5 protein-coding genes and 1 pseudogene are annotated in these 6,452 nt (G+C 36.9%); 4 read left to right on the top strand and 2 right to left on the bottom strand.

Annotation, left to right across the window (positions count from 1 at the left end; genetic code table 11):
* Nucleotides 1-556 precede the first annotated feature (556 nt).
* A complete protein-coding gene (locus B2008_RS02345; protein ID WP_281828589.1) occupies nucleotides 557-1,177 on the top strand; it encodes an SLAP domain-containing protein in 621 nt (206 codons plus the stop codon).
* A 91-nt stretch (nucleotides 1,178-1,268) separates the two neighbouring features.
* Here B2008_RS02345 and B2008_RS02340 read toward each other — a convergent pair.
* Nucleotides 1,269-2,046, bottom strand: a pseudogene (locus B2008_RS02340) (transposase); the annotation flags it as partial.
* Between the two features lie 726 nt (nucleotides 2,047-2,772).
* On the opposite strand from B2008_RS02340, the gene B2008_RS02335 reads away from it, so the two are divergent.
* The 3 genes from B2008_RS02335 (at nucleotide 2,773) to B2008_RS02325 (ending at nucleotide 6,175) form a co-directional block, all read left to right on the top strand.
* A complete protein-coding gene (locus B2008_RS02335) occupies nucleotides 2,773-4,488 on the top strand; it encodes a glycoside hydrolase family 3 protein (protein WP_281828591.1) in 1,716 nt (571 codons plus the stop codon).
* Nucleotides 4,489-4,750: 262 nt separating this feature from the next.
* A complete protein-coding gene (locus B2008_RS02330) occupies nucleotides 4,751-5,641 on the top strand; it encodes a YSIRK-type signal peptide-containing protein (RefSeq protein ID WP_281828592.1) in 891 nt (296 codons plus the stop codon).
* Between the two features lie 93 nt (nucleotides 5,642-5,734).
* Nucleotides 5,735-6,175 (top strand): hypothetical protein, encoded by a 441-nt coding sequence (locus B2008_RS02325; protein ID WP_281828595.1) that lies wholly within the window; start codon nucleotides 5,735-5,737, stop codon nucleotides 6,173-6,175.
* Nucleotides 6,176-6,191: 16 nt separating this feature from the next.
* Here the strand turns inward: B2008_RS02325 and B2008_RS02320 are convergent.
* On the bottom strand, nucleotides 6,192-6,452 hold a 261-nt coding region (locus B2008_RS02320), incomplete at its 5' end, for an IS3 family transposase (RefSeq protein WP_286822272.1).

Below are 6,452 nucleotides of genomic sequence, written 5' to 3'. Positions count from 1 at the left end.
TAACTTTTAGGTCTCATTTCAGAATGCAGGGCTTTTTTAATTAATCTTCTACTTTTTTAGCATCATTCATAGCCTTCATGATTGAAGGGTTCTTTGAATGACAATCCTTGATGATTTGTAAATCTTCTTCAGACAATTTAACTTCATATTTAGCCATAGAATTTACCTCGCTTTTTAGAATTTCATTTATGTTATAGGTCAAATCGGCTAGAAACAACAAAGAATTCTTAAAAGTCACGGATTTTCTTTGCAAGAATGTTGCCAAATATTGCAAAAGCTGATTCAGTTGCTAGATGCAAACGTACGTGCTTTCATTATACAAAAGAATGGGAAAAGCTTGATATAATCGAATTTCTAGCCAAAAAGCAATTGCTACATTTATGTTACAAATATTACAATGCATTATTTAAGGTAACATTTTCTTAATCTGCGAGTGATAATTCTGTTATCGTTCTGAAACTTTTCCCCTGTAATATATAGCATGTCAATTGAAAGACAGACGAAGTATTTCAATTTAGAAAAAATCAAAAACTTTTATTTTTAAGGAGGAAATTTTTTGAAACTTAAATCTATCTTGACAAAAACTATTGCTGTTGCTGCATTATCTGTTGCAGGTATCGTTACGATCAACAGCACTAACTCAAACAAGGCACAAGCTGCCATTGTTCAAAATGACGCTGCTACTTACCGAGTTACTAAATCAACTACTGTATACAACAACTACGAAAACGGTGCTGCTACCGGTCAAGTTTTAGCAGCAAATACTAACTGGAAGGTTATCAAGACTGCTTACGACAATCAAGGCAATAAGTGGTACGATCTTGGCAAGAACCAATGGGTAAAGGTTGAAACTACTACTTCAACAACTACTGCTTCAACTACTCAATCAAACCAAACTTCTACTACTAGCTACGCAACTTCAACTACCAGTTCATACACTTCAACTGCAACTGGTTCAGAAGCTAGTGCTAAAGCTTGGATTGCTAACCAAGAATCAGGTGGTTCTTACTCAGCAAGCAATGGTCAATACATAGGTAAGTATCAATTATCAGCTTCATACCTTGGTGGTGACTACTCAGCTGCTAACCAAGAAAAGGTTGCTGATCAATATGTTCACAGCCGTTACGGTTCATGGGTTAATGCTAAGAAGTTTTGGTTAGCTCACCACTGGTACTAATTAAAAGCTCTCAGTTAATTAATTCCGCTAAAAATTCAGAATAAAAAAGGCTCTTTTTCAATTCCTGTTGATGAAGAGCAAAGTTTAAGGATCAAGCAATTAATAAATTGCTTGATCCTTTTTCTTTGACTTTGTTTTCTTCCAGTCTGATTCTTGTTAAGAGATTAATAAAATCAGAATAACCAAAGGCAGTTCGTTCAATTTGTTTAATCTTGCGGTTGAAGCCTTCTAGGCAGCCATTGGAATGGCTTGACTGTTGCTCCATTTAATACGGCCTTTAAATTATGCTTGAACGTTAAAAGCGTTTTATGCATTAGACCGCCCACCGGTTCTTTTGAGCAGATGATTCTTTTAAGCTTCTGACTATCATTGTCTTCTAAGGCTGTAAAGAAATCCTGCATTAGATTGTATGAATTTTCCAGCGTTGTATTAGGACTAATTCCTTCCATAACAATCTGCTCCTGAGTAAGCGAATCCTTGCAGTGCCAATTGCAGCGCGGATGAATCTTGTCCAAATCATCAGAAGCGGTCAATGACAATCTGAGCATTAGGAAAGCAGGCTCTGACAATGTCTTGATAATAAAAGTTGAGATCCATAGCGACTGTTTTTACGTTGGCTCTAGCCTCGGGAGCGAAATGAAGCTTTCTGTCGACTCCCTTGAATTCGTCAAAAGCCAAATGCTCAGGCAAATAATCAAAGCCGTCCAGAAATCTATGCGAGCAAGCTCCTAAGAGTCTTTGAACCGTGTTGACGGAAGCATTGTTCTCGCGGGTAATGCTGGTCATGGAGCGGTCTTCGGTTAGTGCGCTGAGCGCTTTTGGCAAGAGCGGCAGAGGACTCTCTGTTTAAATAAACGAATAATAATTGGCCGGCCGAAGCAAAACGGCCTGATAGATTTTCTGCTTTCTGCCATCAAAAAAGCGATAAAAACAGTCTTTAAAAATAATATTTTGATCTTCAATATCAAGCGAAAATTTAAAATTTTTAGTGGAATAGATTTTTTATAAAAGAGGACTATGTCCTCTTTTTTTGAAATAAAAACCTGTTAACAGCTTATCACAGAGATAGGCCATCAACAGGAAAAATTATAGAGCCAAAAATTTGAAAAAATCTAAAAGGCATCTTTACTCAACATGAGCAAAGATGCTTTTTTCATTTGTATATGTTTTGTTTGAGAGCTGACGATAGTTTGCAAAAGCAAGTTGATTTTAAGAGATTCAGTAAAAAAGATAGCAAAGCGATAATTTTGGTTATTTCACTATTTTATTTAAAATAAATCATGAAAAAATAGCAATAAACTTATATAAATGGTATGCTCTAATAAGCTAAGATTATGCATTACATTAGGAAAAGTTTGAGCATATTAATTGACTAAAAAATAACCTGAACTATGATTAACTTGAATCAAAAATATTTTGATTCTTCCCTAACTCATTTATAAATCCGGAACAATATACCTTACAAGAAATGACTCCAGAGCAAGTTGCTTTGGGGTCATTTTTTGTAATCTTCCTGTTATTAACAAAAGCTGCCCGAGCAGATAAACTGAAAGCAACAAAGAACGCTTTCGTGATAATGCTAGGAGGACATTAGAATGAAATTTTTCAAAAAAGCAGTCACTGCTGCTATAGCAGGGATTACGCTGGCCGCTTGTTTAGGCGGGGCTAGTGCTAACACTGTTCAAGCAGCGTCGACTAAGCAGATCGATAATTATATTAAAAAAGCTAGCTTGCGCCAAAAAATTGGACAAATGTTCATTGCTCGTACTCCGCAAAAGCTTGGTCAGGCTGAACGTGATGCCTATCAATACAATTTAGGCGGCTACATCGTTTACGATGCAGATATGCAGAATTATACCGATGCCCAATTTAAGAGCAAAATTGCTAATTATCAAAAGGCTGCTCAATTGCCGCTTTTAATTGGCATTGATCAAGAAGGCGGCTCAGTTTCAAGATTAACTCATGGCGGTTTGGCTAAACAAAATGGTGATGAATTCAAGTTCCCGCGTGATCAATATGAAGATGCTGAAAATGCTCAAAAGGGCAGCGGCATGAAAGCAGTTGTGCAATATGCGCGTGAAAATGCGACGCTTCTTCATAAATTAGGGATCAATTGGAATTATGCACCTGACGCAGATTACAGCGATGATCCCAGTTCTTTTATTTATCAGCGTGGTTTTGGCGGTGTAATGGGTAAAAATAGTTATCGCGCTGTCGCTAACTACATCAAGCAAGTGGTACCAGCTTGGCAACATAATCATTTGGTAGCCGCCACTTTGAAGCACTTCCCAGGCTATGGGGATGCGGCTGATACGCATACTGGTTTTGCTCATGTGACTAAAACTAAGTCGCAGTTGATGAAAAGCGATATTTTGCCATTCAAGGCTGGAATTAAAGCTGGGGCTGATTCGGTGATGGTGACCCACGTCATTTATGACAAGATTGATCCGGTTTATCCAGCTTCTCTTTCTAAAAAAATCATTACAATGCTGCGCAAGGACTGCAATTTTAAAGGCGTCATTGTCACTGATGCGCTGGAAATGGGAGCAATTCAAGATTTTGCTAAAAAACATGGCAATGAAAGCGTTGAAGTTTTAGCCGTCAAAGCTGGCAACGATATGCTGATGTCAGCTGATTATGCTAAGGCAATTCCAGCAATTGAAAAGGCTGTTAAGAAGGGCAAAATTTCTAAAAAGCAAATCGATCGTTCAGTCAAACGTATCTTGACAATGAAGAACAAGCTGGGAATTCTTTCAGCAAGCGATTTGCAGGTCAAAAAGAACAATAAACGCTTCTTTAAATTAAATTCAGTGACTTACAAAGACGGTCTGGCAACTGTTTCAGGAACGGCCAAAAAAGATGCCAAAGTTAGCTTGATTAGTACGGATACCAAGAAGGGCAAGAACACCAATGCTAATAAGAAGGGTCAATTCAAGATTAACGTGCCGCTTCAAGCAAAAGCACAAAACTTTATTTTAAGTAGTGATGGATACCTTAGCGTGAACGTTCATATGAAAGCTGCAAAGAAGACGACGGTGAAGAAGACCATTACTTTGAATAAGGTTAAATATAATAAGAAACACACCGTAGCTACAATTTCAGGCAAGGTTTCTGATCCTGGCGAAGAAGGTTCATTAACGATTGTGATGTGGGATGCCAAAACCAATAAGACATTAAATTCCGTTGTTGTGGGTAAAGATGGCAAATTCTCGGCCACTGTTTTGACTTCTAAAAAGGAACAAAAGGTCATGGTCGACGCCCAAAATAACGGAGATTATAGTCCTAAGAGCGTTATTGTAAAAAGAAAATAAAAAAAATTTTCAATGAAAATCGGCAGTTTAGAGGAATTTTTCTTCTAAACTGTTTTTTATTAAAAGCTCAATATTAGTAGGTACTAGTCACATTTAATGACAAAAACAGCGGTATTTTTGATGATGAAAAAGTGCCCACAGTTATCTTTAGATCAACGTTTTTGACACTTTTTTGCTTGCATTATAAATAACACATGTTATTATAAGCAACGTAAGGAATGAAGAGATAAATATAGCAGAGTAATAAGGAGAGACTGAAGATATGTTAGGGAGAAATAAAAAACAATTGTCCTTAAACCAAGCAAATGAGAAACAACGCTTTTCAATTAGAAAGTTAACTGTTGGTGCTGCTTCTGTTTTATTAGGACTTGCATTCTTAAGTGTAAATGGTAATCAAGTTCATGCTGCTGAAGGCAAAGGAGGTCAGGCTGCAGTAGTTGAATCAAATTCCAATCCAAATAACAAAGATGTAGATAACACTTCTTCTGCAAAGACTGGGGCAGAAGAAAGTGCAAATGCTCAAACTGAAACTACTAAGGCTTCAAATACTGATGCACAAGCTAACAAGGTTAGTGGTCAAGGTAAAGACAATGCTTCAATTGTAGGTGTTAATGATAAGAATTCAGTTGAATATGATTATTCTATTAGTGCGAATAATAAGAATAGCAACCAAACTGAAGAAGTTCATTCAGCAGCTGCTGGCAAGATTAACACTGCTGATTTAAATGCCAAAGATGATGAAGACATTGAAGCTCATTTAACCCTTAAGAATGTTAGTGAGAAAGATATTCAAATTGGTACTAAAGGTGACAACAATCCTAATAGTTGGCAAGATATTGCTAGTTTGATGATCAATTCATGGACAAATGATGCTGGACGTCAAAACAAGACTTTGCAAGTTGACACTGACAAAGCCGCTAAAGTTGAATTTATTAAAGATGGTCAAGTTATTAATGACAATGCTTTGACTGTTTACTATGTTGATCAAAATAATAAATGGCTTACTTATGATGAAATGGTTAGTCAACATGGTAAAGATGCTCTTTCAGTTGCACATCAAATTGGTTTTAAAGGTGTAATTCCTGTTGGTGTAACTGCAAAATTAAATGTGCCACTTGTTGTTAATGAAAAGGGTACGGTACGGACAATATAAACGTTATTGATCCGGCTAATTGGAATAATTATAATACTAGGACTCTTGTTCATACAGTCAACGAACCAAAGACAGTTTTGACCGAAGATCAAGTTGCTAACGACAGTTACAATTTGGCTGTTCGTAACAATGACGGTTCAATACACCTTAATCGATGACTCAGCTTTTGCAAACGAATTGCCAAAGATTGGCGATGTCATGGAAATTACTAATTCTGGTTATGAATTCGGCAATAACAATACTTTATACCAAGGCGGTACTTACCATCTTAACTTAGCCGCAATTCAAGCAGTTTTGCAAAAATACGGTTACTCAGTAAACCCAGATAACACTAACGACCAAGTTCCAGTTGCCTACTACTCATATGGCACTAAGGGTGGTTTAAGACTCACCAACCCTGGTCAAGCAAATCAAAATGGTCAAAGTTCACACTTCTTCTATGTTGAAGTTCACAAGGTTTTGGATACTCAAGATAAAACCTTTGAACAAGGTTCAAATGAGGCAGCTAACTTTAATGTGAAGTTAACCCCCTAAAACTGGACGTTAATTTCTAAATAAATTTACTTAAGGTCTGATTCCGATATTCTATCGGAGTTAGGCCTTTTAGCTTGTGTCTGATTCTTTTGTGATTATAGTATTCTATCCATTCTTTCATGGCTTTGACAAGCTGCTTTTTGGTTTCAAAGTGATGAGTAAAATAATTCATTTCCACCTTCATAATGTGGAAGAAGCTTTCCATTGCCGCATTGTCATGACAGGTTGCTCTGCGCGACATGCTTTGAAAGACACGATGCTTACGCAAAGTATGACG

Source organism: Lactobacillus sp. UBA5813, from assembly GCF_002417895.1.
GTDB lineage: Bacteria > Bacillota > Bacilli > Lactobacillales > Lactobacillaceae > Lactobacillus > Lactobacillus amylolyticus.
The sequence above is the reverse complement of the archived record's forward strand: the minus strand, read 5'-3'. Positions and strand labels throughout refer to the sequence as shown.

What these genes read in the sequence shown, in the direction of transcription:
- B2008_RS02335 (WP_281828591.1), top strand. Translation starts at nt 2,773, where the DNA reads ATGAAATTTTTCAAAAAAGCAGTCACTGCTGCTATAGCAGGGATTACG.
- B2008_RS02330 (WP_281828592.1), top strand. Translation starts at nt 4,751, where the DNA reads ATGTTAGGGAGAAATAAAAAACAATTGTCCTTAAACCAAGCAAATGAG.